We start from the raw sequence: 26,695 nt of genomic DNA, 5'->3' as shown, positions 1-26,695 counted from the left end.
TACCTGTTGATGGGTTAATCGCCACTTGGTAACGGCATTCAGCTTCGATGAGTTATTTAGCGAATTCAAAAAATATGCTCGGCAGGATGCACTTATGAGAACTCAAATCACCTTTTGTATCGCCCTTGCGACCAGTGCTTTTTGCAATTCGCTGCTGGCACAATGTCACGCCGAGTATAATGCACAAGCCTTATACGCGCTCGAAGCGAACCTAAAAACCTACACCCTCGAAAATGGCTTGACGGTGCGGTTACTGCCCATGGCTGATAAACAGACAGTCACAATCGCCAGCCAATTTAATTTAGGTGCCCGCAACGAAGCCCAAGGTCAGAGCGGTTATGCCCATCTGTTTGAGCACATGTTATTTAAGGGCAGCGAAAATGCCCCCGATGATACCTATGCCCAGCAGCTCAGTGCCTTAGGTGCACGTTTTAATGCCAGCACACATTTTGACTACACCAATTACTATGTGACGCTGCCAAGCCCAGCATTAGAACTGGGGCTGTATCTCGAAGCCGACCGCTTTATCCGTCCAAGCCTTAATGCCACAACCGTTAAAAATCAGCAGGAAACCGTACTGCAGGAAATGGCGCAAACCATAGATAATCAGCCCTATGTCCGCAGCGCGATGGCGTTCTTACTCGACCAAGTGCAAGGCACGCCCTACGGCCACGGTATTATTGGTAGTCGCGAAGATATTTTGCAAGCCACACCTGAAAGCCTAACCGCCTTTCACCGTGCTTATTATCGCCCCGATGCGATGCAGCTTTCCCTTGTCGGCAAGTTGAGCCCACAAACCCTGCAATGGATTGAGCAAGATTTTGCGACTTGGCCCAAACCAGCGACGACTGAGCCTAGATTCACTGAGCTGAACATCCAGCCTAAACAAGTGCATGCTGAGTTAGTCGATGAGCGCGGACCTTGGCCTGGATTACTGCTCGCTTGGCATACCGTAGGTAAAAATCATCCCGATGCGGCAGCGATTCAACTGCTCGAAGGCTATTTATTTCAAAATACCGCCAGTGCAATCGCTAAACTTAGCCAGCATAATCCCGCGCAAATGCTCAGTTATTCCCTGCCCTTCGAATTAGAAAATCATGGAATTGCCAATATTGTCTTGGTTCCACGCGCTCGCACTTCACTCGATGCTTTAGTGGAAAAAGTGCTGGGACTTGCCGCACAAACACAGCAAGAGACTCTGGATGAAACCAGCCTGTGCGCACTTAAACAAGTGTGGTTAAACAATCGATTACAACAACTCAGTGATACTCAAACATTAGCCACGCAGCTTTCGGCGACCTCAGTTCAAGATAAAGACCATCCCTTTAGCGCGCAGTGGCAGCGGATCAATGCTGTCACGGCAGGCGATATCCAAAGAGTCGCAAAACAGTATTTTACTCAAGACTATGTGCGGGTCGACCTACTACCACCTTGGTATATTCGCTGGGGAAAAACACTGCTGGAATGGCTGCCTAGTGATATGAGCGACAGTTTAGAGGATGCGGTATTATGATGAATCTAACTGCGACTCACGGACGACCTAAACAACTACAAAGCTTAATGTGCTGCGTTGTGGCGTTATTACTGAGCGCCTGCCAGCAAACACAAATCGTCTTTACGCCGACTGAACCGCCAAGCTTAGCCAGCTTTGAAATACCCTATCCACTAGACAATCATTTACCCGAAAGCGGTGTCATCATCCCCGCAACGGATCCAATGTTTAGCGATGAAGTTCATACCGAGTTGGATTTACCCTATCAGTTACATAGACTTGCTTCAGTGCAAAGCACTCATGATCTAAACAGTAATAACCTAAGCACTCATGCTCTAAGCAGTAACAGTCTAAGCAGTAACAGTCTAAGCAACAGGGTCAGTTTAGCGGCGATAAGTCCGCAGGCCCCCTTCAATAATCCCGATATTTTACAGATTGCCTTGCAAGAGAAAGCCCGCGCACTGGCGATTAGCCTCGCAGATCCCTGCCTTGAGACCTTCAGTATTCGCGTTAGCTTACATAGCATAAATCTAAGCCTCACCTGCCCTGACGATGTTAATCATATCTACGGTTTGCTAGTGCAATTTTGGCAGCCAAATACCTTTATTAATGCGACAACCGCTCCCGTCGATATTGATAATATTCGCCGCCAACTCAAGCTCAATAAACACTTGAATGCCTTTAGTGGCGCCGAGATAGATAAACTGTGGCGCGAAAAGCTACTCGGACCTGAACATCCCTACAATAAAGTACTCAATAATGATGAGCTGTTCGATTCACTTAACCTAAAGCAGCTGCAACAGATCCAGCAGCAGGCGGCATCGCAAGCACAATGGCATCTGTTTCTACCCAATATGCAGGCTAAAAACGCCGAATTTGATCTTCAAGCCAGCATCAAACAGTGGCCTATGTTGACGAAATCGCTACCTAAATCCTTGTCTAAGTCGTCACAGCAAGCCGATAAGCTAGAAACAACCACACCTAAGCAAACCCAAAAGATTTATCTTATCGATGCGCCGGGCAGTGTGCAGACCCAAGTCCGCCTAGGCTATCGCATAGACTATCGCATAGATCATTCCATAAATCATGCCATAGGTCATACCGTTGATAGTGAGTTAGGCGATATGTCAGAAAAGAGTCAACTCAGTTCACAGGAAGTCACCTTAAGCTGTCACAGTTTATCCGCGCTGATGGGACGAAGTTTTTCGGGCAGACTCTATTATGATTTGCGGGAAAAACGCGGTCTCACCTATGGCATTTACGGCCAGTGCGCCAATGCGCCGCTGTCCAGTAGCATCAAGTTTTACGGCAGTACAGCCATAGAACATACGGGCGCGTTTGTGGTGGGCATACTTGATCACCTCGTGCTCGTTAAAACCCAAAGTGCCAGCCAAGGCGAAATCAATGCACTTAAAACCTATTTGATAGCTGAGGATTTACTCAGCCAAGACAACAGCATTCAGCGTGAAAACCAATATCTCCAACAAGTTGCGACAGGATTAACTCAAGTTGATGTGCAAAAGCTAAATGCCGAGTTGCAGGCGCTAACGCCCGCAAGGCTGCAACAGTTAGCCAACGGGGCGTTTAGCGGTGAGCCATTGATTATCTTGCGGGGCGATATCGATAAAATAATCCCAGACTTAACCTCTAAGCTGCCAGAGTGGCAGCTTGAAAGGATCAAGGTGGACTAACTTCTTAAAGTAGAAAAGCAAAAGCTGAACAGAAGACTAGCGCACTCTGTGGTAGCAACGTTCGGGGCGGCCGATGGAACCATAACTCTGATCCGCCGCCAGCTCATTGCATTCCAACAAAAATTCTAAATAACGCCGCGCAGTAGAACGGCTAACGCCTAGCTTTTCACCCACCATTTGCGCCGTGAGTTTATCTTGCGGCTTAGCATCAAACACTTCACGGATTTTCTGTAGGGTCAATTGATCGACCCCCTTTGGCAAACGAGCGGCAGCCTTGGTCGTCCCTGTCGGCACTTCCATAAAGGCATCGACCACGGATTGAGTCAGCTCTTCTGTGGCAGAAAGTTTGAGCTGGCGACTCTCAAATCGACTCAGGGCTTGATCTAACCGGCTCAACAGTACAGGTTTCACCAAAAAATCGAACACGCCGAGCTGCATGGCTTTTTCTAAAATCTGCACTTCCTTGGCCGCAGTGAGCAATACCACTTCACTGCGGATCCCTTGGCTGCGTAATTCTGCGAGCAAATTCAAACCATTGCCGTCGGGTAAATACACGTCTAACAGTAAAAGATCTGGCGTGATGGCGCCCAATAAAGACCGCGCTGTACTGATATCGCTGGCCATGCCAATCACTTTATAACGATTGGTTGAGAACAAATATTGCGCAACCAAATGGGCGACTTCGACTTCATCCTCGACGATGATCACTGTATGCATTAAACAATACCTATTTCAGGCAGAAGTTCAGGAAACAAATACGGTGCGGTTAACTCAGCAACACGCGCAACTTGGTCTGCAACAATCATGACGGTATGCATTAAACGGTACCTACTTCAGGTAAAGGTTTAGTAGGAATATACACAGAAAAACGCGCGCCACCTAAATCTGAGTCGGCAAACTCTAAACTGCCATGGCAGGCACACAGGTAAGTATTGACGATATACATGCCCACTCCGTGCTGCGCCCCCTGCTTAGAGCTGTAATCTGGATCGAATATCGTACTGTACTCGGTTTTAGAAATCCCATCGCCACTGTCTTCCACATCAAAAATCAGGTTAGAGGCGGTTTCATCTAAGGTCACGACCACGCGGCGGGGCTTATGATTGTTCGCCCTGTGCACGGCCTCAATGGCATTATCGATAAGGTTGCCCATAATCGACACCATCCGCTCTAGCATAATGGCGTCTTGCACATCACTGAGTTGACTATCTGGGCTGATTTGAAACTCAATATTGAGCTCTTTCGCCTTGTGATACTTACCCAAGAGTAATCCGGCGATCGTCGGCTCATGGATTTGCGACAGTAATAAATGGATTTGAGCCTGCCAACCTTGGCTTTCTTGGCCGATAAATTCGACCGCTTTGTCGTAGGCTTTAAGTTGCAACAAGGCGCCTAGAGTATGGAGTTTATTCGAGTAATCATGGGTTTGAACTCTGAGCATTTCGGCAAACTCTTGCACTTTGGCGAGTTGCTGGCTCAAGCGCTCAATTTCATCGGCGGGGCGCATCGTCAGCAGCAAGCCATCATTTTGATCCCGCACCTGAAACGGCACCCGCGACATCACCAGCCATTGCTCATTGGCAAATAACTCGAATCCCCTGATGGTTTTATTTTGATTCGTCAGTAGAAAATCGGCGTGCTGCGGCAATAAATCACTCAGCATCAAAGTATTAGGTTGGCAGGTCGGAGATAAAGCTAAAATCTCCCGCGCCCTTTGATTCAACTTGCGGATACGGCCATCGGCATCCAATGCCACCACGCCCATTCGCACTGTGTTAAGAATCGCGTCCTGCTCGACGAATAAACGCCCAATTTCAGCAGGTTGCAAGCCGAACAACATTTCCCGTACTTGCCGCCCCATCCAAAAAGCCACCAGCACGCCCATCAATAACACCCCTAGGACTGTCATGATGATTTCAGGAATACGCTTATCGATTAACGCGCCCACGGACTGGCTCAAAAAGCCCACAGAAACCAAGCCGATAATTTCGCCTTGCTCGTCAAGCACTGGCACTTTACCGCGAATAGAACGACCTAAACTGCCCTGCGCCTCGGAGATATAAGACTCCCCTTCTAATGCCGCTTGGCTATCACCGCCCTCCATCTTCTTGCCAATTTTATCTGAATCTGGGTGCACGATACGGTATTTATGGGTATCGCCCACCACGATAAAATCGGCCTTAGACGCTAGACGTATTCCTTCTATCGCGGCCAGTAATTGGGGACTCGAATGCCCAGTCTGCAAAGCCGTAATCACATCGGTCCGTGTCGCGACCGCATGGGCCAGCCCTAATGCCTTAGCGCCCGATTGCTCAGTAATACTGCGACTCAAAATTTGATAGCTGATGCCGCCAAATAAGGCGCACAGCAACAAACTCAGGCAAGTCACCCCACTGATTAACCACGTTTCTAAGCGCTTAGGGCGTCTCATTAGCGTACCTTTACATTAAGAGGCTTTCGCCAATTTATCACTACGATGACTACGAATAAAACCGATCAATGGCACAGCCAGCATAGCGATTGCCACAATCAAGATAGTCAGTGTTAGCGGGCGTTCCCACAGGAAGCTCAAAGAACCATCGGAAGCGATCATAGCACGGCGGAAGTTACGCTCAATCATATCACCGAGGATGAAGCCCAGTAGCAGCGGCGCCATTGGGAATGCCAGCAAACGTAGCACCACAGCGACAATCGCAAAACCTATCATCAGGAACAGATCGAAGGTGTTAAACGAGACCAAATACACCCCAATCAAACTGAAGAACAAAATCATCACAGTCAAAATCGACTTAGGCAAAGCCAGCACTTTGGCAAAATAAGGGATCAGCGGTAAATTCAGTACCAGCAGAATAATATTGCCAAAATACATAGAGATAATCACAGACCAAAACACGTCTGGACGCTCTTGCATCAACATAGGGCCAGGTTGAATACCATAAGCGATCAATGCACCGAGCATGATGGCCGTGGTACCCGACCCCGGAATACCTAAGGTCAATAACGGGACAAATGAGCCAGTACAGGCCGCATTATTAGCCGACTCAGGCGCCGCAACACCGCGAATCGAGCCCTTACCAAACTCATCGCGTTTCGCGCCGCGGGATAAATTACGCTCAGTGCCGTAGGCCATAAAGCTGGCAATCGTTGCGCCTGCGCCCGGTAATACCCCAATCAAAAAACCGAAAATCGACGAGCGACCAATCACAGGCGCTATCTCTTTCACTTCCTCTTTGGTTAAGCGAGTGCTACCAATCGGCTGCGCTGAAAAGTTGATGTTCTCGGTCGACTTCGGCGGCTTAATCACATTCATTAACGCTTCCGACAGGGCAAAAGTTGCCATGGCGATTAACAGAAAACTGATGCCATCGAGTAAATCTGGCTGACCGAAGGTGAAGCGTTCCATCCCCGAGAAAGGATCGATCCCCACTGACGAGAGCAACAAACCTAAGTGAGTCATCATCATGGCCTTGAGGAAATCGCCACGATTCGAAAACGCTGCAATGGCCGTCAAACCGAGGAACATCAAGACCACATAATCGCCCGATTGAAAGCTCAGTGATACTTGCGCTAATAATGGCGCCGCGACCATCAGCATAATGGCGCCGATAGTGCCGCCGGTAAACGAAGCATAGGCCGCAATCGCTAATGCTTTGCCCGCCATACCTTTTTGCGCCATCGGATAACCATCGAATGACGTCGCAACCGTTCCTGCCACGCCCGGGGCGTTGATCAGAATTGATGAAGTCGACCCACCAAAAATAGCGCCGTAGTACACGCCCGCCATTAGGATCATCCCTGAGCTGGGGCCAATGCTGTAAGTCACAGGGATCATCAAGGCGATCGCTGTGATCGGCCCTAATCCCGGCAGCATACCGATCACTGTGCCGACCAAGCAGCCTAAGACCACATACATGAGGTTTTGCAATTCAAACGCGGTCGATAGACCAATAAACATTGCATCGAACATAGTTAACTCCAAAGAGAACCTGAGGCCAAGTAGATACCTAAGACTTGCGTCATCAACACCCAGAACACCAACACCACGGGCACAGAGGCGAGCAGCAAAATCTTAAAGCGGCGCTCTCCCATCAACCAAAATCCAGCGACCAAAAACAATAAGGTAGCGACAACAAACCCCAACGGTTCGAGTCCGGCGGCATACAAGACCATCAGCACAATCAGCGCCGCGGTTTGTTGTAAGGCGGCCTTAGTCAGCAGCGCCCCCCGCTGTTGAACCGTGTTTCCTTTCAGCAAGACAGCAACTAGAGAAAACAGACTAAACATCAGCCCCATGGCAGCATAAATCTTCGGCATAGTGGAAGACGTCACGACTTCAAATTCTTCAAACGGCAATAAGGGAATTTGCCATGCCAGCACGCCATATCCGGTAAACACGGCGACAAATAGCAAGGAACCAATCAGATCACGATTCAACATCTGTCACTCCTTACTTAATAAAGCCCAGTTGCAACATAGTGGCTTTAAGCTGTTGCTCCTGTGCTTCCAATGACTTAATGAATTCGGCTTGGGGTTCAAACAAATTGATCCAACCATTACGGGCACGCACTTGTTCCCATTCTGGCGTCTTAATCAGCGCCGCAAACTTGGCCACATACTCATCAACTTTGGCTTTAGGCGTATCAGGTGCCGCGAAAAAGCCGCGCCAGTTAGTAAACGTCATGTCATAACCGAGTGATTTAATCGTCGGAACCTCTGGATGCTCGGCAACGATTTCAGGCGCCGTCATCGCAAGGATCCGACCTTGACCACTGCCTGCAATTTCTAACGCTTCACTGAATCCCGTCGACAATAAATCGACTTCGCCCGAGAGTAAGCCAGCCTTAGCTTGACCACCCGCATCGTATGGAACATAACGTAAACGACCGCCATCTAAGCCCGCCGCCGCAATCGCTTGCGCCGCAACTAAGTGATCCATACTGCCGCGCGCTGAGCCGCCAGCGATGTTGAATCTTTGTGGGTCCGCCTTAAAGGCCGCCAACACATCGTCCCAGGTTTTCAACGGTGAATCGTTACGCACCACAAAGGCACCGTAATCGGCGACTATGCCTGCAACCGGCGTTAAATCACGATAACTAAACGGGATTTGCCCAGAAAGTGCACGGAGCACAATCGGAGTCGAGTTAACCAGTAAAATATCGCCCTGTTTGTTTTTCGATTTGATCATAGAGGCAATCGCACGACCGCCACCGCCACCCGAGAGGTTCTCAAAAGAGGCATTACCATCGATTTTCGACTTCACTAAGGCTTCACCGACGCCGCGCGCCGTGGTATCCCAACCACCGCCTGGACCGCCAGGAATGATAAAGTGGATATCAGCACTCGCCATGCCAGAGGCACCAAGTAACAGCGCACTCATGACTAAAGATTTCATTTTCAACATGATTCATTACTCCTAAAACACGTATTGCAAACGGGCAGCAAAGGCATCGCCCACATCTTCATTGCCGACTAAGGCAATCGTGCCTGCGCCATCGACAGAAGAATGGATGTAGTTAGCCATCACTTTGATTTTTGGATTAAAGTAGTAAGACACGCCTAAGGTGTAGGTCTGAGCCCGAGTGCCTTGAGCTTGAGTGCCTTGGAAGTCGGAGCTCGCATCCACGCTAGAAAAACGTGCCGCCAATTCCCATGCATCGGTTACGCCCTTAGGCTGGGAAAACACCGCGCTGCCCTTGGAATAGCTGCGCTGTTCGCCCGTCAAGAAGTAACTCGCCTGCAGGTAATACGCCTGATAACGCTCACCATCGAGCACTGACTGAGGATCTTGGGTGTTTAAACTGCGCTGGGCATATTCGCCCTGCAACAACAAGCCATTATGTTGAAATGCCAGCTCTAAACCCGCTTGATTTAGATTATCAATCGCTGCGGTTTCACCACCGGCGACATAGTTAATCAGGCGAGTATTAGTCTCGCGCAGTTCGCCGCGAGCAAAGCTGGCAGACAAGTCATCGCCGCCCATTTGACGCGCTGAGTACCACAAGCCAGCATGCAGCACTTGGCCCGGTTCTTTGGCCTGTGACCAAGTCACTCGCGAGCTCAGGGCATAGTTCAAATCATCGGTTTCATCTTTGCCATCGCTACCAAAGGCATCGTTTTTATAAACACCCAAGGCGTAACGTAAACCTGTGCTGGGGAAATATTGATAGGCAGAAACACCCCAGCGGAAGTACGGCGACATAGTATCGGCGAGGCTAGAACGTTCGATCAGCGCAATGTGATTACTGCTGGTGAGCGCATCGAGGCTGATATCCTCACGCAACTTACCAAATTGCAGTTTAGGGCCATTCTCAAAACCCGAATAACGCATCCGAGCCATGACGATTTCAGCGGTATTCTCAGCAAATTCAAGCAGTAGCTTGTAATCCCAATCCTGTAATTCGCCTTCAACAAAGGTACGGACTCGGCGGGGGAAAATATCCTGCGCGCTACTGCCGTGATGTTCGGCGTTATAGGCACCATTGAAGAGGTTGTAATCGAGTTGAATGCGACCACCTATCTCAAAAGCTGGCGCGCTAGGCTTAGATGGAGTCGCAGTGGCATTCGCTGCCTGCTGTTGTTTTAGCTGGTTAACTTCTTGAGTCAATTGGGTGAGTTGTGCTTGAAGCTCTTGTGGCGTTAAGTCTTGCGCATTCGCAAAACCAGTAAAAGCCACAGCGGTTGCCGCGGCAAGTAAGGTCAATCTAGGCATCAATGCCTCCTGTATTGCAGTCTGCCATTCCCTGTGGGAATGCCTGTGTTATTAGAATTGTGTCAGGTCTGTGACGGACTACTTCCTCGCCCAGAGGATGAAATGTATCGTTAACATTTCGTTAAAGATATTTAACGCACTTAATCTTCATTAAGGGACTTAAGGTGACTAAAAATCATAAAGTTCATGAACAAAATGAACTTAACTCAAGGGAAACGGCTTGAAGTGCACAAAACGGGTAAGAATGAGAGATAACTCAATGAAAATATGACAGGAATACTAGCGGACGCTGAATGTGAACAGATGAGTGAAATAGCATAAAAATACGACGGATTTACCCTTAAAACGTTAAATTAAGCTAGAAGCCATCCATAAAAGCAAAGCGCCGTTAAGCGCTTCTGAGGGAACTAGCAACAATACTTGAAGAGAGATTGAGTAGGATATTGGGCGATAAGCATTAGCAACGATGAGCAAATAACTGTGGTCGAACAAAAAACACCAAATGCTCGACCCAACGATGCGAGCACTTATTTATTCGAGCTAATTGATTCAAGCTAATAAATTCAAGCTTATTGATTCGAGCTTATCGCTTAGCAATCAGAGCTTATTGCCTGCATTCTCGCTGGCGGGCGCGGTGCCATTATCACCCTGCGCCATCTGTGCATGGCCTTGTTCCATTTGCTGTAAATCTTCCATCGCCGAATCCTGCGACAAAGCCAGCGGATCGGGATCTGCGGATAACGCCGCCGTATTGTCGGCATTCGCGGTATCTGGCGCAGTCATTTGTTCAGTCAGTAATGGATTGGCGGCCTTTGCAGCATCTAGCTCCTGAGCCACGGGAGACACTTCAGTGTTGAGTGGGCTATCACTGACATTAGGTAACCACTCACGCAATGGCTCGGGTCCAAAACTAAAGCCCAAGGCGATGACGACAGTTGCCGCAGCAACATACAACCAAGGGCGAATCGCCCGATTATCGCCTCTTAATGAACCGCTCTCACTGGCATATAGGTGCGCATCCGAGCGTTGAGCCGCAGGGGCGATCGCTTTTAGCATGTCAGGCAAGGCATCAAGCTCAGGGCCTTTAATCCGCTGACCAATAAACTGGCCGCCTTCGTAAATCTCCATCTGATGGCTTGCAACTTCACCGTCAACCACACCAGAACTGGTAATAATCAACTTATTACAACAGACTCGACCACTAAATACGCCGCACACCCGCAACTCATCACAGCTGACTTCACCGGAGATCTCGCCGCCAAGTTCGATCTTAATTTGTCCCGCTGAACCAATCTTGCCCTGCAATTTACCCGCAATTAATGCCGTGCTCTCTAACTGGATGTCACCCTCAATCGAGGTTTGTGCACTGATAAAAGTAATGCCATTGCCTTTGCTAGCCATAGGATTCATTCCATATCATTATTTTTGTGACAAAGATGTTAAGGTAAAAGTCCCCGAGAATAAAGCACTGGTTTCGTTTAGTATTTGACCTAAGCCTCAGAGCGGGATTTAAGTCACGCCAGCGACTATGTTACCCTGAGCATCTTGCAATATGGCTCCCGAGTACCTAAGTATGAGTAGCATGATGCCTCAAAAGGCGAGCGCTGATATCGCACTTAGTCAAAGCTAAAGCACACACTGACTGCAGTAAACACCTAAAACAACCGCCAACGAGACCCCGACATGGCTCATTCAAACTCCGCTAGCTCGCAATCGATAACGCCAATGATGACGCCACTGGAAGTGTATCGCGCCAAAGTGAGCGAAAATCTAGTTGACGATCCGGCGCAGCAACAGGCGGTGTTGGCACTCGATATGTTATTTAAGCAGTTGATGCCACAGCCCTATTCAGCACGCCTCTCCCATTCACAATCCATCAAAGGCTTGTATCTGTGGGGCGATGTCGGTCGGGGTAAAACCTTTCTGATGGATTTGTTTTTCGATTGTTTGCCAAGTGAAGGCAAGTTAAGACTGCATTTCCACCGCTTTATGGCACGGATACACAATGCACTGCGTGAGCATTCGGGTAAACGCGATCCGTTAACCCTGATTGCTAAAAATCTCGCGAAAGAGTGCAAGGTGCTGTGTTTCGATGAGTTTTTTGTCTCAGACATTGGCGATGCCATGATACTTGCAGGGCTATTTGAGTGCCTATTCGAACAAGGTGTGGTGCTGGTCGCAACCTCTAATATTCCTATTGAGCGCTTATATGAGAACGGCTTAGCCAGACACAGATTTTTACCTTGTATCCAACTGCTGCAAGCGCACACGCAAATGCTGCATCTCGATGGCAACCAAGACCACAGGATGCACGCCATCAATGCTGTATTAACCAACGAGATTGGCATTGATAGCGCTGAAGTTAACGCCTCGATTTCCCGCAATATCGGCATTACCGGAACACTCGATTTTGAGCAGATTTTTGACAAGCTAGTGAATGGGTTAACGCCTAATACACTCAGTATGAGCGCTGTTGGCATTAGCGATTCTGGTATTCGTGAGACTAGTATCTGCGGTAGCAGAATGAGCAATGCTAGCCTCATCATATGCAACCGTGAAATCCCAGTGATCCGCGCCGCTTTAGAGCCCACAGACAACGCCGTTGCTTGGTTCGACTTTTATGCCTTGTGTGATGGCCCGAGGTCCCAACTCGATTACATCGAAATCGCCAGTCGATTTAAGATCTTAATGGTGAGCGGCGTTCCTAAATTAGGCGGCGAAGTGAAAGGCTGGATCCGTGCCCGCGGCACGGAGGACGGCACAGGAGCAAACCAAGCCGCAGCTACGGGCGAGCGCAAACTCTCCTACGCCGCCAACGACGACCCTGCGCGACGTTTTATCAGCTTAATTGATGAGTTGTACGATCAAAATGTCAGCCTTTATCTCAGCTGCGACGTGCCACTGAGCGAACTCTACCAAGGTGGCGCACTCAGTTTTGAATTCCGCCGCACCTACAGCCGATTAATAGAAATGAGCCGGCATGAATTACCGCAAAACAATTGATTATTTATCACTTCGCACAAACAAGAAAATAGACAAGGAAAGAGACAAAAAATAAGTACCAAAATTTTGCACAAACTATTATTGGACAATCATTAGCAAAAAAATAAAAACGTCAAAAGGAACAGTAGATTACGAAGTCACTTATACAATCAGTATAGTAAAAGCTTGAATAACACCTTTAAAACGACCGACATGAAACATGAGTCTAATGACCTAGATTGCCAATATAAAACCTTATCAAATTAGCACAAAACTTCACTTTAACCATTTAAAATCAAAACACTAATCACAGCCCACTCCTTTATTTAGACTACTAACCTTAATAAAACCAGAGGCATTACTCCACTCAATTCAGCAATACGGTTTGCTAACCTAGATATTTAAGGTACGGTATAACTTAGTTTCAATTATGCTAATTTACGCCCTATAGGTTTTAATCAATTAAATTTACACTCTACGACAAGAAATTTTAAAAATATAATCTATAGTGTATTAAACCAAAGACTCATAGTTCCGACTCTGCGCAATAACGCTTAGTTTTAAAGTTAGGAAGCATAAGTTCAACTTTACTATTTACTCGAACTTCATGGATCGACATTAGTAATTCGAAAGCATTAACTAAAAAGCAGTAAGAACGACCTTAGACGGAACTCATTTAAATACAGGGACGATTCGCTTATGTGGTTACGACAAATTAAGATTGGCTCACGGCTCATTACTGCCTTTGGCTTACTCGGTCTAGTCTTGTTACTTCAGGGACTGATGTCACTGCAAACTATGTCATCCATGCGAGTCTCCTCAGAAGAAATTGAAAAAAATACCCTGCCGACACTCGTCACGCTGTCGAGCATCAATCTTAACGTGATGCGCGCTAGGGTATTTACATTTCGTCTATTACTCGCCGATTCGGCGGCTGAGCGTGACAAAGGGCTCGAAACCTTAAGGCAAATTCGCGAGAACATTAAAACGGATCAAAAGGCCTACGAGCCTTTAATTAGTTTGCCTGGTGAGCAAGCCCTCTATCAGGATTTTAGTCATAATTTAGAGCTGTATTTACAGAATCAAGATCAAATGATCAGTAAGCTGCAGGCCAATGACACGACTGAAGCTAAACGGATAATGGATGAAGTGATGACGTTACAAGCTGATAAAATAACTAAAACGCTTATCAGCATTGGCGACTTAAATACCGAATATGCAGGCAAACAGGGCGAGATCACCGCACAAGCCTACGAGGAAAGTAAGCTACTCAACAGCGTGGTAATAATAGCCTCCTTGATTGCCGCATTTGTCGTAGCCACACTCTTAACCCGCAGTATTGTGCAGCCGATGAAAGAAGCGGTAGATATTTCAGTGACGGTCGCAAGCGGTGATTTAACGCAGAAAATCCGTACAGATGGCAATGATGAAACCAGTCAGCTGATGCAGTCATTAGCAGGGATGCAGCAGAACCTGCGCGATACCTTATCCCATATAGCAAACTCCTCTAACCAGCTCGCCTCCGCCGCCGAAGAGCTCAATTCTGTGACTGAAGATGCATCCCGCGGTATACAGCAACAAAATGATGAAATACAACAGGCTGCAACCGCAATTACCGAGATGAGTTCGGCGGTGGATGAAGTCGCTAATACCGCAGTCCTCGCTTCAGAGGCCTCAGAAGAAACCGCCCGCAATACTGAATTAGGTAAAAAACAGGTAGATCAAACCGTCGCCGCCATTATCGACATGAATCAGGATGTGACGCAAAGTTCACAAATTGTCCAAACCTTAGCCATGCAAGCTGTCGATATTGGTAAAGTTTTAGATGTGATCCGCGCGATTGCCGAGCAAACGAATTTACTGGCCCTCAACGCAGCCATTGAAGCGGCGCGAGCGGGCGATACAGGCCGTGGTTTTGCGGTGGTTGCCGATGAAGTGCGCGCGCTAGCCCACCGTACTCAGTCTTCGACCCGTGAAATTGAAGACATGATCAACAAGATCCAGCACGGCACCGAAACCGCTGTGCTATCGATGCAGCACAGCGGCCAAAAGGCAGAGCAAGCACTCGCTGTCGCAAGGCTCGCTGGGGATGCATTAAACACGATTAACGCTCAAATCAGTACGATGAATAACAGCAATATGGTCATCGCAAGCGCCGCAGAAGAACAAGCGAAAGTCGCCCGTGAAGTCGATAAAAACATTGTGAACATTAGCGATCTCGCCAGCCAAAGCGCCGCGGGAGCGCAGCAAACCAGTGCCTCGGCGCATGAATTATCAAGGTTAGCGGTAGAACTGAACAACCTACTGACGCGCTTTAAGGTGTAAAGTCGCCTCGTACAGTCGTCAGATTTAAGGCCAAATCTCGTTTTACAATGAGACCTGAGGGTAACTGCACAAGGTGTGCTAAAAGACGTTACCCTCAATGTATCAACACATATCTAACTTAATAAAATCATTCAGTATCAAAACATGAACTCAGCTAAGACCGAGTTTGCGGCGCATGATTAAAGTGCATAGCCAGTTCACTGATATCGGCGGCAACCCATTCAGGCTCGATACACTCGGCCAAATGCGCCGCCATAAAGTCCACCAGCTGCATGGCGGCATAGGGCAAGCGGCGATCTTTGCGGCCAACCAGATACCAGTTACTTTCGAGCGGAAAACCCATCACTGGCAAAATAGCCGGTTTTTCGCGCCCTTCTTGCAGCGTGTGCGCCGAAATCACCGACAAACCTAAGCCAGACGCGACGCTTAGGCGTATCGCCTCATTACTCTCGATTTGCATAGTGTCACTAAGCGTGATGCCTTGACCGCTGCACCAAGACTCAAACATCAAGCGGGTGGCAGAACCGGGCTCGCGCACGATAAAACGCTCATTTTTAAGATCGTTAAAATTCACTTGCTCACGGCCCACCGCCCAATGATCTTTTGGCGCAATCAGTTGCAGCGGGTTTTTAATGATCCGCGCAGATAGCACGTTATCGCCACTAGGAGGATGACTAAACAGATATAAATCATCTTCTTGGCGCTCAAATCGGCCCAACACATGGGCACGGTTACCTATGTTTAAGGTCACTTTAACCTGTGGAAACTGCCGATAAAAAGCCCCTAAAATCCGTGGTAACACGTATTTGGCGGTAGTGACGATACCGATATTAATATGCCCGACGCTGCCACCTTTGGCCTGCAGCATAAAGGCATCGAAATCCTCAAAACGACTCAAGGTATCGCAGGCTGCGCGGTAGAGTTCATTGCCAATCAAGGTCGGTAACATGCGGCCATCACGACTCTCTAGTAACGACTCACCCAATACATCGGCCAGCTTTTTAAGCTGTAATGACACTGTGGGTTGGGTTAAATGCAAGGCCCTCGCCGCTGCGGAAATATTGCCTAACCGCACCACTTGTACATACACCTGCAGCAAACGGAAACTCAAGTGCCGCAATTTAAGCTGAGTCGATGACGAACGCTTATCCATAGACAATTACCTATACCTAAGTGGTAAACAATTTATTTTTCAATATAACCAATTAGGTCCAAAATCACCAGCCATCAGGACCACCCGACATTTAAGCCTGTTCTGCACGGCTTAAAAATCAAACTTAATGAGATACTTATGCCCGATATTGTCATTGCCTTTTTTGCCTTAGGCTTGTTAGCTGGCCTAGTGAAGTCAGATCTTAAAGTCCCTCCCGCGATCTACGAAACCCTATCCATACTGTTAATGCTCACTTTGGGCTTAAAGGGCGGAATGGCGCTCCACGGTCACACCCAAAACTTAGTGCTCACTGAGCTGTTAGCGGTTGTTGCTTTAGGCTTCATTATCCCCTTGGCCCTATACCCAGTGTTAACTCGGCTGGTTCGCATTGGTCACACAGATGCCATTAGCATTGCCGCCCATTACGGCTCCGTTAGCGCGGGAACCTTTGCGGTGGTGATGGCTATGGTGGAAAAATCAGGGTTGATATTAAGACCCGAAACCACCCTGTATCTCGTGCTGCTGGAGCTGCCGGCGATCGTCGTGATGCTCTGGCTACACAGGTACTTAAGCGCCAAAAAAGCAATTGAAACATCACCCAAGAATGAAACTCAATCGAGCGTATTGCACGAAGCGTTAACCAGCCGCGGCGTTGTCTTACTCGTGGGCGGCGTAGTGATAGGTTGGCTTTACGGCCCAACGGGGCTTGCGCCGCTCACACCTGTGCTACTAGGCGGATTCAAAACTTTACTGGCATTATTTTTACTGGAAATGGGCTTAGTAACGGCCAAAGTGTGTTTGCCGCTACCACTAAAACAATGGCGCTTATTGGTGTTCGCCGCCGTAACGCCCTTTGTATTGGCTTGGTGCGGTATCGCCGTAGGATTATGGTTGGACTTACCTTCTGGCAGCATTTTAGTGCTAGCAGCATTAAGTGCCAGTGCATCTTATATCGCAGCGCCTGCGGCCATTCGAGCCGCAATACCCGAAGCCAATATAGGACTGGCTATGCTGGCCTCACTCGGCATTACGTTCCCGGTTAACGTGTTAATTGGCCTGCCTTTATATCAACACTGGGTCATGGTCATTACAGCTTAATGGTGTAGTTTAGTACTTCTTCGCCGAATAAAAATCAATGAAAAGGGAGACATTATTGTCTCCCTTTTCATCTTGCTTAAGCACACATCATTTAAGGCGCATCACTGTGGTGCGCGGCTTTATCCTGATACATGGCTTTATCGGCGGAATCTAACAGATCCTCTAAGCTCACATCAGAATCTGGCGTCCAATGGGCGATACCAATACTGGTCGCTAAGCTATGTTGCTTAGGATGCTGTTGATTATATTGCTCAAGTAACTGCTTAAAACGCTCAATCACGCGATCGACTGTATCTCTATGCACAAAACTTAATAGCACCACAAACTCATCACCGCCAAGCCTTGCAATCACATCCGACTCCCTAAAAGCGGTCATCAAGATATGGGCAAAATCGTATAACACTTGGTCGCCCTTGAGGTGACCAAAGTTGTCATTCACTTCCTTAAAGAAATCGAGATCGAAGAAGAGTAAGGCCGCCTCAGATTCGGTACGTCGACAACTCGCCAGCGCTTGATGGGCCAGTAACTCAAATCCTCGCCGATTCGAAATCGTAGTCAAAGGATCTAAGGTGTTTTGCGCGATAGAGAGTAATTCCGCCTCCACCATTTCACCTAAATCCGTCAAGGTTTCAATATCTTCAGCTGTAAAATCTCGCGGTTCAGTGCCGATTAAACACAAGGTTCCTACCCGATATTGCCTATGAATGGTTAAGGGATAGCCAGCGTAAAAGCGAATATGCGGCTGCTCGGTCACCAGTGGATTGTCACTAAAGCGCGGATCTTTGAGGGCGTCGTTTACGATAAAAATATCGTCTTGATTGATCGCATGGCCACAAAATGAAATTTCCCGTGGTGTTTCAGTCACCTCTAATCCTTGGCGAGATTTAAACCACTGCCGCTCGGCATCCACTAAGGTCACAACACAAATCGGCAAAGAGAAAATTCTGCGCGTGAGCCGAGTAATACGATCAAAACGTTCCTCGGCATCGGTGTCGAGCACATTGAGTGCGCGTAACGTGGCCAAACGTTGCAGCTCGTTTTCAGGGATAGTAGGTAATTGCATGGTGCTCTCTGCTAACTGCTCTCATTAAACTCTAGCCTAAATTGTACATTCTTGCGGTGTTAAGGCTGATATTCGTTTCAGCCTTACTCCCTTTAAATGACTGTATAGATGACTGTATAGATGACTGTACTATTCAAGCACAGCGCGGTAGATATTGAGCACTCGCTCGGCATGTTCCTCAACCTCTAACACAGGTAACTGCCCCGCCTTTTGTTGCAGAGTCAGGCGATGATTTTCATCCCTGAGTAAGCAATAGGTTTGGGTTAAATGCTGGGCACTCATCATAGGTAAGAGTTCAAGCTCAGCCAACACCCCAAAAATCCGCACATTGTCAGACCAAATCGTCAGCTCAGGATACTCATGGGCATTAGCCAGCACTAAGTACTGGGCGATAAACTCGATATCTGCAATACCGCCGGGACTCTGTTTTAGATCAAACATGCCATCGCTAGCTTTGAGCAAGTGATCACGCATCTTCTGACGCATCTCACGTACTGCTTTTTGCAGCTCAGTTTTATCCCGTGGCTTTTCCAATATCGAGGCACGAATTCGGCTAAATTTGACCGCTAAACTATTGTCGCCGAAAACAAAACGCGAGCGCACTAAGGCTTGATGTTCCCACGTCCACGCCTCGTTAGCTTGGTATTCGCCAAAGCGTTCAATCTCACTGACCATCAAACCCGAGGCGCCAGAAGGACGCAAACGCATATCCACTTCATATAACTCGCCCGATGTGGTGCGAGTCGAGAATAAATGCAGAATACGCTGGGCCAGTTTGAGGTAGAAATGGCCAACTTCAATCGGGCGTTCACCATTGGTCTGGCTGTTATCTGCTTTGTTTTCACACAGGAAGACTAAATCGAGATCGGAGCCGTAACCCAACTCAATCCCGCCGAGCTTGCCATAACCAACAACAGCAAAACCAGTGTCACTGCCCTCAAGGTGAGCGGGCACGCCGTGACGCACTGAAACCTGTTGCCACGCCTGCATCACCACTTGTTCTATGATGGCTTCGGCTAAAAAGGTTAAGTGATCGCTCACTTGCATCACAGGTAAAACCCCTGTGACATCGGCGGCGGCGATTTTAAGTTGTTGTGACAGCTTAAATTGTCGCAGCGCTTCCATCTGCTGCTCCATATCATCCTCGGGAACGCGCAACATGTACTGGCGCAGCTCGCTCGGATAATCATCGATGGAGGTTGTGTCATAAAGCTGCGATGGATCGATAAGCTCATCGAGCAGCATGGGAAATTTAGCTAACTGCGCGGCAATCCAAGGGCTGGCGCAGCAAAGGCTCACTAACTGTTGCCGTGCGCCTGGATTTTCACATAAAAGCTCAAGGTAAGTGGTACGAGTTAAAATCTGCTCCAGCACCTTAGACACGGGCTCAAAGGCAGCCGATGGACTCTGTTGATTAATCAACTCTTCCAATAATCTTGGCATTAATTTATCTAAGGTTTCCCGCCCGCGTGGACCAATGGAACGCTTAGTGACAGTCTCACGCCAACTGCTGAGCATAGGGCACAGCTTGTCATCGTCGATTTGCTGTTCGGCCAATAGCGCGACGGCATCATCAGCATCTTGCACATGCCACAGCTGCGCCGTCCAGTGTTCGGCCTTTTCTTCGCCTTCTTCACCGCCCACGGTGGCTTTAAAGTGACGATGGATTTTGCTCATTGCAGCTTCAATATGGGTGCGTAAATCAACCTCGTTGGCCATATCGAGCACATGGCACAATCGCGCCCAATCCAGTGGATTATTCGGCAAGGTTTGGGTTTGTTTATCATCTATAGCTTGCAGTAAATTCTCGACTCGGCGCAGCAATAAATAGCTGTGTTTAAGCTCATCGACCGCCAAATACTCAAATTGCCCTAAGCTGTAGAGCGTATCGATAGCACCGAATAAACTCTGCTGGCGCAGTGCAGGCTCGCGGCCGCCACGAATTAATTGGAAACTCTGCACCACGAACTCGACCTCACGAATACCGCCCGCACCGAGTTTAATATTGTCGGTCAAATGACGACGTCGCACTTCTTGGGCGATGAGTTGCTTCATTTTTCGCAGGGATTCAATCGCTGAAAAGTCGATATAGCGGCGATACACAAAGGGTCTGAGCAGGCTGTGTAATTCATCGGAGAAATGGCTCCAAGGTCCGAGTGCACGCGCCTTGACCATGGCATAGCGTTCCCAATCACGGCCCTGTTCTTGGTAATAATCCTCAAGGCCACTAAAACTCACCACCAGCGGGCCACTTTCACCGTAGGGGCGCAAACGCATATCCACGCGGAATACGAAACCATCGACGGTAACTTGGTCGAGCAAGTTCACTAGCCTTTGTCCCATGCGGATAAAAAATTGTTGATTGTCTAAACTGCGACGACCACCGACGGTTTCACCATGCTCAGGGAAAGTGAAAATCAAGTCGATATCGGAGGAAAAATTGAGCTCGCGGCCGCCTAATTTGCCCATGCCTAAAATCAGCAATGGCTGTGCATTGCCTTCTTTATCCATCGGCGTGCCATATTGGGCGCACATATCTTTATAGAGCCAGTCGCGGGCGCAAATCACTAACGCTTCGGCCAGCGCCGACAGATCCAGCAGAGATGCTTCTAAACTGGCGTAGTCTAAAAAGTCACGCCAAGCTAAGCGCACCATTTGGTAGTTACGAAACCGTCGCAGGCTGGCTTTTGCCATCTCTTCAGTTGTGGCGCTGCTCAGCACTTCGTGTAACTCAAGATCAAAGTTTTTACGCTCAATCAAGCTTAACTCGCCGGCAAACAGCCTGTTAATCCACTCAGGATGTCGGCATAGCTGGGCCGCTACGTAATCACTGAGCCCTAGAACCGTTTTGAGTTCTTGCTGCTGGGCAGGTGTTAATTGCGCGAGTCCTTCGGACCATACTTCCTCTAACCGCAGCCAGTTGTGCTCAGCGGTTTGATTAACGAGAATAGACAATGACTTATTACTGTCTTTTTGCATGGTCATAATAATCCCTAACAAATTTAGCTATCGACATATTATGTCGTAAATGATATAGATTGACGCCACATCATGTTATGTTCGACGAGACTTGCAGCTACCTGATGTAGCACACAAATAAAGGTATCCCCTTTTATCTGTGGCATTTAAGGGTACTATAACCTGCGCAGCAGGCATATTGGGCAAGCAGATTATTATTGCCTGCAAGTATTTGAGTTTTATTTCATTACCATTTGGAGAAAACATGGCAGGAATGCTAACCCGTGTTCTCACATCGATCCTCTTTTTAGCCGTTATGCTGTCGCTGACGGGTTGTGGCGATGAGAGACCGGATAAAATCGCGAAGTATCAACAACTCACGCAGCAACGTCTCGCAACGCTCACGACGATGATCGATGACGGGCAGTTGCGTAACGCTAACCTCTTAAAACAATACACCACACTGTTAAAGCTGCAAAAACCTGATTTAGCCCCATTACTTGATGAATTAGCAAAGGATTCTGGCACCCAAGGTCCCATGTATACCTCGCTGAAACGTCGATTAGATGAGTCGAAAGTGGCGAGTAACTTTGCCGATCTCGATCAACAACTGGCCGAAGCGGAAAATCTTTATCAAGCCGCTGATCCCAGTCTGTTTAACGATATGTTGTCAGACCCTGTCAACGTGGTCGCCGATATGTCCGACGGCAAGCTAGCCCGCGTAAATGCGATTAGCCGTGAGGCCGCAACATTAGCCAATGGCGGCGAAGATTTTGGTCCAGGTAGTCAGCTAGTTGGTAATCCGTCTTACGGTAACTGGCAAACCGACTCGAGCGGCACTTCGTTTTGGGCTTGGTATGGCATGTATTCAATGTTTTCGAATGTCTTCAATCGCCCAGTTTCCTACGATCGTTGGTCGGGTAACCGGGGTTATAGCTATTACAATGACGTAGGTCGTTATCGCTATACCTCACCCAAACAAGCGGATGCGCAAAATAAGACCTTCGAACAAACGAAAAAACGTTTCGATTCCCAAGGTAAGCGCTTCGACAGCCCTTATGCCAAACCGCGTACCGGTGGCACGGCGTTATCCCGTGAAAGTACCAGCACGCCCAAGGCCAGCAACACCACGAGCGCAAGCAAGAGTTCGAGTAGTAAGTTCCGCTCTAACTATGCTAAAGACAGCAGTTTCCGTAATTCCAGTAATCGCACGACCCGCAGTGTGCGCCGGGGCAAGTAACTAAGGATTTCCAATGACACTATTTCAGGATTTCGGTATCACACCAGAGCTAGCCATCATTCTGGCTATCGATCTCACCATAGCCGTAATTTTGCTAACGCTGATGCGTTATTTGCAAGGTTGGAGCGTTAAAGTTAACAGCAGTAAGGAACTGGCGGAGCGTGATAACTTTGCCTTCGGCATCAGTACCGCGGGCGCAGTTGCTGCACTGGGTATAGTGCTCACGGGCGCTATCACTGGTGCTGCTGCGCACTCTTATCTTACCGAAGCGATTGGTATGAGCTGCTATGGTTTATTCGGCTTAGTGCTAATAAAACTGGGTCGTTTCCTCCACGATAAGATTGCCTTAAATGAGTTTGATAAGAACGAGCAAATCATCAAAGGTAATGTGTCTGTCGCGATTGTCGATGCCAGTGCTGCCATCTCCACTGCGATTATCATCCGCGCCGTGTTGTTATGGGCAGAAGACTTAACCCTAGATACTTTTATCGCTATCTTCAGTGCCTTTGCAATTTCGCAGTTGATGTTAGTGCTACTGACACGCTGGCGCGAAAACCGTTTTGCGAGCCGCAATCAAGACTCGTCAATGCAGCAAGCCTTAGTACAAGGTCATACAGCATTAGCACTGCGTCATGCGGGTTATATGATAGCCATGGCGCTGAGCTTTAACGCTGCCAGCCACTTTATTATATTCAATCCAACGGCTTATGTTACTAACGTGATCGGTTGGTTAGTGTTCTCAGTCATCATGCTGATCGCGCTTTCCTTACTGCTGTTCGTGGTGAAGAAACTGGTATTAGCCCGTATCGATTTAGCCGATGAAGTGGAAAGACAACACAATATCGGCATCGCCGCCGTTGAAATGGCGATCAGTATCGCTATCGCACTTATCCTCACGGCACTGATGGCCTAATCGAATGCAAGAAACCAGCTTAACCCCCTCGGCGGCTAAACCTAGCCGCCTAGGTTGGTTCGACGATGTCCTCTTATTGGGCATCATGGCCGTATTAGCAGGCTGCGGCCTGATTTACGAATATCTTTTATCCCACTATGCCGGGCGCATTTTAGGCGCATTAGAAGCCGCCATCTACACCATGATTGGCTTGATGATAGTCTCCATGGGGCTAGGTGCCTTCGCCGCACGTAAGATCCGTGATGCCTTTACCGGTTTTGTGATCTTAGAACTCACAGTCGCACTCTGTGGCTCACTCGCCATTTTAATCACAGCGGCAGTGATTGGTTTCGGCCAACAACTGCCCTTGATGATTGCCAACACCTTAGGTTTACCACCAGATCAACTGCCCGAAGGCGGTATGATAGGCTCGCTGCAAAAACTCAGCGAATACTTACCCTATGTGTGGGGCGTGTTGCTGGGCCTGATGATAGGTATGGAAATCCCGCTGATTGCTAGGGTGCGCCAATCACTCTCTGACGAGCATTTGCTGCACAATGCGGGAACAATTTACGGTGCCGATTACATAGGCGCAGGCATAGGTGCCGCCATTTGGGTGGGCTTTATGCTTGCCATTGATATCCAACTCGCTGCCGCTTTAACCGCCAGTTTCAACCTGTTGGCGGGTTTTGTGTTTATCTGGCGCTTCTGGCCTAAAATCCGCCGCCCTAAACTGCTTTTGACTGGGCACTTTATCGTGACTGGCATTTTACTCGTGTTAGCCATCCACGGCCCACGCTGGGAGCAAGAATTTAATAATTTGCTCTATAAAGACAAAGTGGTTTACGCCAAAGCGACACGTTTCCAACAGCTGACCTTCACCGAGCGCCTGCGCGGTAACGGTCTGCCGCCTGTTTATGCGTTATACATCAATGGCCGCTTACAGTTTTCGAGCATAGACGAACACATCTACCATGCGTTTCTCGTGCATCCCACACTTGCAGCCAGTGCCCGTCATAACAAGGTATTGATCATTGGCGGCGGCGATGGACTCGGTCTTAAGCAAGTGTTGCGCTGGGAGCCTGAGCAAGTGACGCTGCTCGATCTCGATGTCGGCCTAGTGCAATTGTTTAAGTCGCCCGATACGGATATGCCCGAGCGTTTGAGCCGCGCTATGTTGACGCTCAACGGCAATGCGCTAAACGATCCCCGTGTTACTGTGATCAACGACGATGCCTTTAATGGCGTCGATAAGCTGATTGCCACAGGCGTGAAATACGATGCGATTATTGTGGACTTGCCCGATCCGAGCCATCCCGATCTTAATAAGCTATATTCGGATTATTTCTACCGTAAATTAAAGGAACTTATGAGCAGTGATGGCGCTCTGACAGTACAGTCAACATCGCCTTATCATGCCCCTAAGGCCTTTATTTCGGTAGCAAAAACCTTGGCATTGGCGGGATTTGACGTCAAACAGTACCATCATAATGTGCCCAGTTTTGGCGAATGGGGCTGGAGTATCGCCACCGCAGGTGGGCTCGATGCACAACACAGATTAGCGAAGTTAACTGAGCTACCCATCAAAGATGACTGGCTCACCTTAGGTTTAGTGGATGGCGCCTTTGAGTTTCCAGCCAATTTTTATCAAGATGCCGCCAAAATAAAACCCAATGAATTGGGTTCGTTGCAGCTGTATCACTACCATTTGCAAGATTGGTCCGAGAATCAGGGACTGAATCTTTTTTAATAGGACAAGATAGTGCTTGACATATTATGTCTCAGTGCTATCTTTGAACGCAGACATAATATGTCAATAAGGACAAATATGAATATCCATACCCTTGCCAATCACCTCAACAGTCTTGGCAATAATAGCCAAACCGGCTTTCAATTCGATTGTTATCCTATTGATGGCGAAGTCGAAGTACTGCAAGTGAATGTGGTTGGCCGTGAAGAAATACCGGTATTCGTATCGGTGACGGATAACCAGATTCTTTGCATCAGTTACCTGTGGGGCGAGAACGAAGTAAACCAAGAACGTCGCAGCGAAATGTTTGAAACCATGCTAGAACTCAACATTCCGATGCCCTTGTCAGCCTTTGCGAAAATTGATGACAAATACGTAGTTTACGGCGCGCTTTCACTGCAATCTAGCATGCTCGAAATCGAGCAAGAATTAGCAGTTTTATCCGATAACTGTTTAGAAGTTATCGATGAAATGGTCGACTATCTAAAATAAGGAGCCACAAAATGGGCATTCTGAATAAAATTTTAACAGCGTTTCGCGGTGGTGCCACCGAAGTTGGCCAAAGCATCGTTGACGCAAACTCAACGCGTATTTTCGAACAGGAAATTCGCGACGCCGAAAAACATTTAACCAACGCTAAGCGTGAACTGACCGATGTCATGGCGAAAGAAATGCAAGCCAGCCGTGAAATCGACCGCCTGAAGCGCTCGATTGCCGAGCACGAAGGGTATGCGACTCAAGCATTGGACAAAGGTAATGAAGCCCTAGCAATTGAAGTGGCAGAAAAAATTGCCCAGCTCGATCAAGAGCTTGCTGAGCAGCAAACTGCCAACGATAGCTTTAGCGCCCATGCGGCACGTTTGAAAGACTTAGTGAAGAAAACCGAGCGTCAACTGTCTGATTATCAACGTCAGCTGAGCATGGTTAAAACCACTGAAAGCGTGCAAAAAGCCACGGCAACCATTACTGACTCGTTCGCGTCTAGCAACTCTAAGCTGCTGAACGCTAAAGATTCACTCGAGCGCATCAAGGCACGTCAGCAGCAGTTTGACGATCGTCTGAAAGCGGCAGAAACCTTAGCCGATGAAAACAGTGACAAATCACTGCAATCTAAGCTAGCCGAAGCCGGTATTGGTGAGCAAAAGTCGAATGCAAATGCTGTGCTAGACCGAATTAAAGCACGTAAAAGCTAAGCAATGATTGACTGAATGCCGAGTCTCAGTGGGATCATCACCCCCTACTGACCTCGGCATTTTTTTGTTTCATCCGCATAAAATAATTGACCACTATTGCCCGTTACGATCCGCAGCCAATCGATTTGAAGCCGCACGCGAGCATAGTC

At 48.2% G+C, this 26,695-nt stretch carries 20 protein-coding genes; 10 read left to right on the top strand and 10 right to left on the bottom strand.

Annotation, left to right across the window (positions count from 1 at the left end; all coding sequences use genetic code 11):
* Window positions 1-94 precede the first annotated feature (94 nt).
* Both MO387_RS04440 and MO387_RS04435 read left to right on the top strand, forming a co-directional pair.
* The gene (locus MO387_RS04440; protein WP_242326090.1) at window positions 95-1,513 is read left to right on the top strand and encodes a pitrilysin family protein; all 1,419 of its coding nucleotides are present in this window, start codon (window positions 95-97) and stop codon (window positions 1,511-1,513) included.
* Entirely contained in the window at window positions 1,510-3,183 is a 1,674-nt protein-coding gene (locus MO387_RS04435) for an insulinase family protein (protein WP_242326089.1), read from the top strand. The genes MO387_RS04440 and MO387_RS04435 overlap by 4 nt, the downstream gene beginning before the upstream one ends.
* A gap of 36 nt (window positions 3,184-3,219) precedes the next feature.
* On the opposite strand, the gene MO387_RS04430 is transcribed toward MO387_RS04435, so the two are convergent.
* From MO387_RS04430 to MO387_RS04400, 7 genes are all read right to left on the bottom strand, one after another.
* Window positions 3,220-3,900: a response regulator gene (locus tag MO387_RS04430; protein ID WP_012088376.1), complete on the bottom strand. Its 681-nt coding sequence runs from the start codon at window positions 3,898-3,900 to the stop codon at window positions 3,220-3,222.
* Between the two features lie 100 nt (window positions 3,901-4,000).
* Window positions 4,001-5,614 (bottom strand): sensor histidine kinase, encoded by a 1,614-nt coding sequence (locus MO387_RS04425; protein WP_107402563.1) that lies wholly within the window; start codon window positions 5,612-5,614, stop codon window positions 4,001-4,003.
* A 15-nt stretch (window positions 5,615-5,629) separates the two neighbouring features.
* Complete coding sequence (locus tag MO387_RS04420) at window positions 5,630-7,150, bottom strand: tripartite tricarboxylate transporter permease (protein WP_011623841.1); 1,521 nt, start codon at window positions 7,148-7,150, stop codon at window positions 5,630-5,632.
* Between the two features lie 2 nt (window positions 7,151-7,152).
* Window positions 7,153-7,620 carry a tripartite tricarboxylate transporter TctB family protein gene (locus tag MO387_RS04415; RefSeq protein ID WP_006082912.1) on the bottom strand — a complete coding sequence of 156 codons (468 nt, stop codon included), beginning with the start codon at window positions 7,618-7,620 and terminating at the stop codon, window positions 7,153-7,155.
* A 10-nt stretch (window positions 7,621-7,630) separates the two neighbouring features.
* Window positions 7,631-8,584 carry a tripartite tricarboxylate transporter substrate-binding protein gene (locus MO387_RS04410; protein ID WP_006082913.1) on the bottom strand — a complete coding sequence of 318 codons (954 nt, stop codon included), beginning with the start codon at window positions 8,582-8,584 and terminating at the stop codon, window positions 7,631-7,633.
* A gap of 12 nt (window positions 8,585-8,596) precedes the next feature.
* Complete coding sequence (locus tag MO387_RS04405) at window positions 8,597-9,892, bottom strand: porin (RefSeq protein WP_242326088.1); 1,296 nt, start codon at window positions 9,890-9,892, stop codon at window positions 8,597-8,599.
* A 597-nt stretch (window positions 9,893-10,489) separates the two neighbouring features.
* Entirely contained in the window at window positions 10,490-11,293 is an 804-nt protein-coding gene (locus tag MO387_RS04400) for a polymer-forming cytoskeletal protein (protein ID WP_242326087.1), read from the bottom strand.
* Window positions 11,294-11,575: 282 nt separating this feature from the next.
* On the opposite strand from MO387_RS04400, the gene zapE reads away from it, so the two are divergent.
* Together zapE and MO387_RS04390 are read left to right on the top strand one after the other, a co-directional pair.
* Window positions 11,576-12,895 (top strand): cell division protein ZapE, encoded by a 1,320-nt coding sequence (gene zapE / locus MO387_RS04395; RefSeq protein WP_242326086.1) that lies wholly within the window; start codon window positions 11,576-11,578, stop codon window positions 12,893-12,895.
* Between the two features lie 678 nt (window positions 12,896-13,573).
* Window positions 13,574-15,199: a methyl-accepting chemotaxis protein gene (locus tag MO387_RS04390; RefSeq protein ID WP_012088371.1), complete on the top strand. Its 1,626-nt coding sequence runs from the start codon at window positions 13,574-13,576 to the stop codon at window positions 15,197-15,199.
* Window positions 15,200-15,353: 154 nt separating this feature from the next.
* Here MO387_RS04390 and MO387_RS04385 read toward each other — a convergent pair whose 3' ends face one another.
* Window positions 15,354-16,352, bottom strand: coding sequence for a LysR family transcriptional regulator (locus MO387_RS04385; protein WP_242326085.1), 999 nt, complete (start codon window positions 16,350-16,352; stop codon window positions 15,354-15,356).
* A 138-nt stretch (window positions 16,353-16,490) separates the two neighbouring features.
* Here MO387_RS04385 and MO387_RS04380 point away from each other — a divergent pair, with 138 nt between their 5' ends.
* Window positions 16,491-17,450 (top strand): sodium-dependent bicarbonate transport family permease, encoded by a 960-nt coding sequence (locus tag MO387_RS04380; protein WP_242326083.1) that lies wholly within the window; start codon window positions 16,491-16,493, stop codon window positions 17,448-17,450.
* Window positions 17,451-17,541: 91 nt separating this feature from the next.
* Here the strand turns inward: MO387_RS04380 and MO387_RS04375 are convergent, their stop codons facing one another.
* Together MO387_RS04375 and glnE are read right to left on the bottom strand one after the other, a co-directional pair.
* A complete protein-coding gene (locus tag MO387_RS04375; protein WP_242326082.1) occupies window positions 17,542-18,513 on the bottom strand; it encodes a sensor domain-containing diguanylate cyclase in 972 nt (323 codons plus the stop codon).
* A 129-nt stretch (window positions 18,514-18,642) separates the two neighbouring features.
* Window positions 18,643-21,498 (bottom strand): bifunctional [glutamate--ammonia ligase]-adenylyl-L-tyrosine phosphorylase/[glutamate--ammonia-ligase] adenylyltransferase, encoded by a 2,856-nt coding sequence (glnE, locus tag MO387_RS04370; protein WP_242326081.1) that lies wholly within the window; start codon window positions 21,496-21,498, stop codon window positions 18,643-18,645.
* Window positions 21,499-21,736: 238 nt separating this feature from the next.
* Here glnE and MO387_RS04365 point away from each other — a divergent pair, with 238 nt between their 5' ends.
* The 5 genes from MO387_RS04365 to MO387_RS04345 all read left to right on the top strand — a co-directional run bounded on the left by MO387_RS04365 (window position 21,737) and on the right by MO387_RS04345 (window position 26,546).
* A complete protein-coding gene (locus MO387_RS04365; protein WP_242326080.1) occupies window positions 21,737-22,711 on the top strand; it encodes a hypothetical protein in 975 nt (324 codons plus the stop codon).
* A 13-nt stretch (window positions 22,712-22,724) separates the two neighbouring features.
* The gene (locus MO387_RS04360; protein ID WP_107946620.1) at window positions 22,725-23,624 is read left to right on the top strand and encodes a DUF350 domain-containing protein; all 900 of its coding nucleotides are present in this window, start codon (window positions 22,725-22,727) and stop codon (window positions 23,622-23,624) included.
* A 4-nt stretch (window positions 23,625-23,628) separates the two neighbouring features.
* On the top strand, window positions 23,629-25,353 hold the full coding sequence (locus MO387_RS04355) for a polyamine aminopropyltransferase (RefSeq protein WP_107946619.1): 1,725 nt from the start codon (window positions 23,629-23,631) through the stop codon (window positions 25,351-25,353).
* Between the two features lie 78 nt (window positions 25,354-25,431).
* On the top strand, window positions 25,432-25,845 hold the full coding sequence (locus MO387_RS04350; protein ID WP_007645549.1) for a DUF2170 family protein: 414 nt from the start codon (window positions 25,432-25,434) through the stop codon (window positions 25,843-25,845).
* An 11-nt stretch (window positions 25,846-25,856) separates the two neighbouring features.
* Window positions 25,857-26,546 (top strand): PspA/IM30 family protein, encoded by a 690-nt coding sequence (locus MO387_RS04345; RefSeq protein ID WP_106649569.1) that lies wholly within the window; start codon window positions 25,857-25,859, stop codon window positions 26,544-26,546.
* The last annotated feature ends 149 nt before the right edge of the window (window positions 26,547-26,695 follow it).

Source organism: Shewanella sp. N2AIL, from assembly GCF_022690845.1.
GTDB lineage: Bacteria > Pseudomonadota > Gammaproteobacteria > Enterobacterales > Shewanellaceae > Shewanella > Shewanella baltica.
The sequence above is the reverse complement of the archived record's forward strand: the minus strand, read 5'-3'. Positions and strand labels throughout refer to the sequence as shown.

Excerpts from the sequence above, each read along its gene's own strand:
- MO387_RS04440 (WP_242326090.1), top strand. The coding sequence starts at position 95 with ATGAGAACTCAAATCACCTTTTGTATCGCCCTTGCGACCAGTGCTTTT.
- MO387_RS04435 (WP_242326089.1), top strand. The coding sequence starts at position 1,510 with ATGATGAATCTAACTGCGACTCACGGACGACCTAAACAACTACAAAGC.
- MO387_RS04430 (WP_012088376.1), bottom strand. The coding sequence starts at position 3,900 with ATGCATACAGTGATCATCGTCGAGGATGAAGTCGAAGTCGCCCATTTG.
- MO387_RS04425 (WP_107402563.1), bottom strand. The coding sequence starts at position 5,614 with ATGAGACGCCCTAAGCGCTTAGAAACGTGGTTAATCAGTGGGGTGACT.
- MO387_RS04420 (WP_011623841.1), bottom strand. The coding sequence starts at position 7,150 with ATGTTCGATGCAATGTTTATTGGTCTATCGACCGCGTTTGAATTGCAA.
- MO387_RS04415 (WP_006082912.1), bottom strand. The coding sequence starts at position 7,620 with ATGTTGAATCGTGATCTGATTGGTTCCTTGCTATTTGTCGCCGTGTTT.
- MO387_RS04410 (WP_006082913.1), bottom strand. The coding sequence starts at position 8,584 with ATGTTGAAAATGAAATCTTTAGTCATGAGTGCGCTGTTACTTGGTGCC.
- MO387_RS04405 (WP_242326088.1), bottom strand. The coding sequence starts at position 9,892 with ATGCCTAGATTGACCTTACTTGCCGCGGCAACCGCTGTGGCTTTTACT.
- MO387_RS04400 (WP_242326087.1), bottom strand. The coding sequence starts at position 11,293 with ATGGCTAGCAAAGGCAATGGCATTACTTTTATCAGTGCACAAACCTCG.
- zapE (WP_242326086.1), top strand. The coding sequence starts at position 11,576 with ATGGCTCATTCAAACTCCGCTAGCTCGCAATCGATAACGCCAATGATG.
- MO387_RS04390 (WP_012088371.1), top strand. The coding sequence starts at position 13,574 with ATGTGGTTACGACAAATTAAGATTGGCTCACGGCTCATTACTGCCTTT.
- MO387_RS04385 (WP_242326085.1), bottom strand. The coding sequence starts at position 16,352 with ATGGATAAGCGTTCGTCATCGACTCAGCTTAAATTGCGGCACTTGAGT.
- MO387_RS04380 (WP_242326083.1), top strand. The coding sequence starts at position 16,491 with ATGCCCGATATTGTCATTGCCTTTTTTGCCTTAGGCTTGTTAGCTGGC.
- MO387_RS04375 (WP_242326082.1), bottom strand. The coding sequence starts at position 18,513 with ATGCAATTACCTACTATCCCTGAAAACGAGCTGCAACGTTTGGCCACG.
- glnE (WP_242326081.1), bottom strand. The coding sequence starts at position 21,498 with ATGACCATGCAAAAAGACAGTAATAAGTCATTGTCTATTCTCGTTAAT.
- MO387_RS04365 (WP_242326080.1), top strand. The coding sequence starts at position 21,737 with ATGGCAGGAATGCTAACCCGTGTTCTCACATCGATCCTCTTTTTAGCC.
- MO387_RS04360 (WP_107946620.1), top strand. The coding sequence starts at position 22,725 with ATGACACTATTTCAGGATTTCGGTATCACACCAGAGCTAGCCATCATT.
- MO387_RS04355 (WP_107946619.1), top strand. The coding sequence starts at position 23,629 with ATGCAAGAAACCAGCTTAACCCCCTCGGCGGCTAAACCTAGCCGCCTA.
- MO387_RS04350 (WP_007645549.1), top strand. The coding sequence starts at position 25,432 with ATGAATATCCATACCCTTGCCAATCACCTCAACAGTCTTGGCAATAAT.
- MO387_RS04345 (WP_106649569.1), top strand. The coding sequence starts at position 25,857 with ATGGGCATTCTGAATAAAATTTTAACAGCGTTTCGCGGTGGTGCCACC.